This is a genomic window from Skermanella sp. (assembly GCF_059503625.1).
On sequence record NZ_JCACHA010000348.1, the window covers coordinates 1 to 2,744 of the forward strand.

At 62.1% G+C, this 2,744-nt stretch carries 2 protein-coding genes; one reads left to right on the forward strand and one right to left on the reverse strand.

The features are described 5' to 3' along the window. The coding region (locus AC5JJ6_RS08005; RefSeq protein ID WP_496041529.1) for a CoA-acylating methylmalonate-semialdehyde dehydrogenase at positions 1–1,295 on the reverse strand (1,295 nt) is incomplete at its 3' end. Between the two features lie 651 nt (positions 1,296–1,946). Here AC5JJ6_RS08005 and AC5JJ6_RS08010 point away from each other — a divergent pair. After that, a complete protein-coding gene (locus tag AC5JJ6_RS08010) occupies positions 1,947–2,627 on the forward strand; it encodes an IS6 family transposase (RefSeq protein ID WP_496041530.1) in 681 nt (226 codons plus the stop codon). Positions 2,628–2,744: the final 117 nt, after the last annotated feature.

A 2,744-nucleotide genomic window follows, 5' to 3' on the forward strand; every position in this document is an offset into this window, starting at 1 on the left:
TGGATCTGGTGGGCGAATTCGCGCGCCGCATCGCCGTCGCGAGTGAAGATGGCGGTGCCGTTGCCGAATTCATGCTCGTTGATCATGCGCGCCGCGGTCTCGTAGTCCGGCGAGCGCACCACGTCCAGAACCGGGCCGAAGATTTCCTCCTTGTAGATCGTCATATCGGTCGTGACGTTGTCGAACAGCGTGCCGCCCAGGAAGAAACCGTTCTCGTAGCCCTGCATCTTGAAATTGCGGCCGTCGACCACGAGCTTGGCGCCCTCGCGCTCGCCGATATCGATGTACTGCTTGACCTTGTCCCGGTGCGCACCGGTGACCAGCGGCCCCATCTCGGCCTCGCGGTCCGTACCCGGGCCGATCTTCAGCCCGCGCACCTTGGGCTCCAGCCGCTCGATCAGGGCATCGGCGGTCTTGTCGCCGATCGGAACGGCAACGGAGATCGCCATGCAGCGCTCGCCGGCCGAACCGTAGGCGGCCCCCATCAGCGCGTCCACCGCCTGATCCAGGTCAGCGTCGGGCATGATGATCATGTGGTTTTTGGCACCGCCCAGCGCCTGGCAGCGCTTGCCGTTCAGGGCCGAGGTCTCGTAAATGTAGCGCGCGATCGGCGTCGAGCCGACGAAGCTGACTGCAGCAATTCCCGGATGATGCAGGATAGCGTCGACTGCTCCCTTGTCTCCGTGAACGACGCTGAACACGCCGTCGGGCAAGCCCGCTTCCTTCAGCAGTTCCGCCAGGATCATCGAGGCCGAAGGGTCGCGCTCGGACGGCTTCAGGATGAAGCAGTTGCCGCAGGCCAACGCCACCGGGAACATCCACATCGGCACCATGACCGGGAAGTTGAACGGCGTGATGCCGGCGACGACGCCGAGCGGCTGGCGCAGCGAATGGCTGTCGACCCGGGTGCCGACATTCTCGGTGACCTCTCCCTTCAGCAGGTTTGGGGCACCAGTGGCGAATTCCACCACCTCGATGCCGCGCGTCAGTTCGCCCAACGCGTCGGACAGCACCTTGCCATGTTCCGCGGTGATCACCGCCGAAATGCGGTCCTGATGCTCTTCCAGCAGGCGCAGAAAACGGTACAGGATGCGCGCCCGGCGCAGCGGTGTGGTCGTCGCCCAGCCGGGAAATGCCTTCTGCGCCGCAGCGACTGCTTCACCGACTTCCTCGGCATTGGCGAGCGGCACCGAGGCGCTCTGCTCGCCGGTCGCCGGGTTGAACACGGGTGCGAACCGCTCGCTCCGTCCGGCAACGCATCTGCCGCCGATGAAGTGCTGGATTTCTTCTGGCATCGGGTCCGTCCTCCATTGTTTGGGCTGACCGGCGCCTCCGAGAGGTGTCGGTGACATCGTTTGATAATTGCTGACGCGACGTACGACTTCGGATGTGATGGATGGCTGCTGTTACTGATGCTGATCTGAGACAGTTACCGGGAGAGTATTGATTTTTCCGCGGGCCTCGCTATCACGCACCGGTCCCAGTCCAACTTCCGCCCAGTTGGAACTTCATAACGGTGTTATTGATGAATTTTGTTCACCAAGACGCCTGTTACATCGGAGAAACCACGAACAGGACTTTGTTCGACGCGTTTCGTTGCTCTGACGAGATATATCGCCTGAAGGGTGAGACTGGTAGCGTGCCGCCAGATGGGCTAGTACCCCGGCTGTTTTGAGAAAGGGTATGCTGATCTGTTCGGGCATAACGTCACCTCCTACAAGGGTTCTGTCAGATCTCAGGGCAGCTTGCCGGGAGTGCCACCAGCGGATAGGTTCCCGGGCTCGTTTTGAGCGATCAAGAGAGCCACCATGAACTGCCCGCACTGCCACTCGTCGTCAACCCGCGAGCGGGAGGGGCGAACGGTTCAAGGCTGTCGGCGTTTCCAGTGCCGGCACTGCGGGCGGCGGTTCAACGAGCGGACCGGCACGGCGCTCAACCGGGTCCAAGTGCCGACCGACATCATGTTTCTCGTGGTCTTCTGGCGGCTGCGCTACAAGCTGAGCCTGCGCGATCTGGCCGAGATGTTCCTGATCCGCGGCATCGTGTTCACCCATGAGGCGGTTCGGGATTGGGAAGCCAAGCTGGCACCGCTGCTGGCCGAGGGTCTGCGCAAGCGCCGGGCCGGCAAGGCCGGCCGGTGCTGGCATATCGACGAGACCTACGTCAAAGTTGCCGGTGAGTGGTGCTATCTCTACCGGGCGATCGACCGAGATGGCAACCTGGTTGACGTTTACCTCAGCGAAAACCGCGACATGGCCGCCGCCAAGGCATTCCTCCGGTCCGCCAGGTCGGTCACCCAGGTCGAGCCCGAGCAGATCACCACCGACGGCCATATCAGTTACCCCAGGGCCATTGCCGACGAACTCGGCACGGACGTCGAGCACCGCACCAGCCAGTACAAAAACAACGTAATCGAACAGACGCACCGGGACATAAAAGGACGCTACCGGCCAATGCGCAGCTTCAAGAGTTTTGATGCGGCTCATCGCTTCTGCCGCGCCTTTGATGAAGTCCGCAACTTTCTAAGGCCAGCTACCTACATCAACCAGACCATCTCGCTCGCCTGTCGGCGGGTCATCCACGTCCAGCGCGTGGCCGCGCTGCGAGACCAGATCTCCGCCGCCTGATACAGCTTCTGGTAGTCAGATGCTTGTCTGCTGCGCAACTCGCCTCGAAAGTTGACAGAACTGGGCAGTGCGCCAGGCCGGTACCGACGGCTTGGTCTATCCGAGTGTGCGATATCC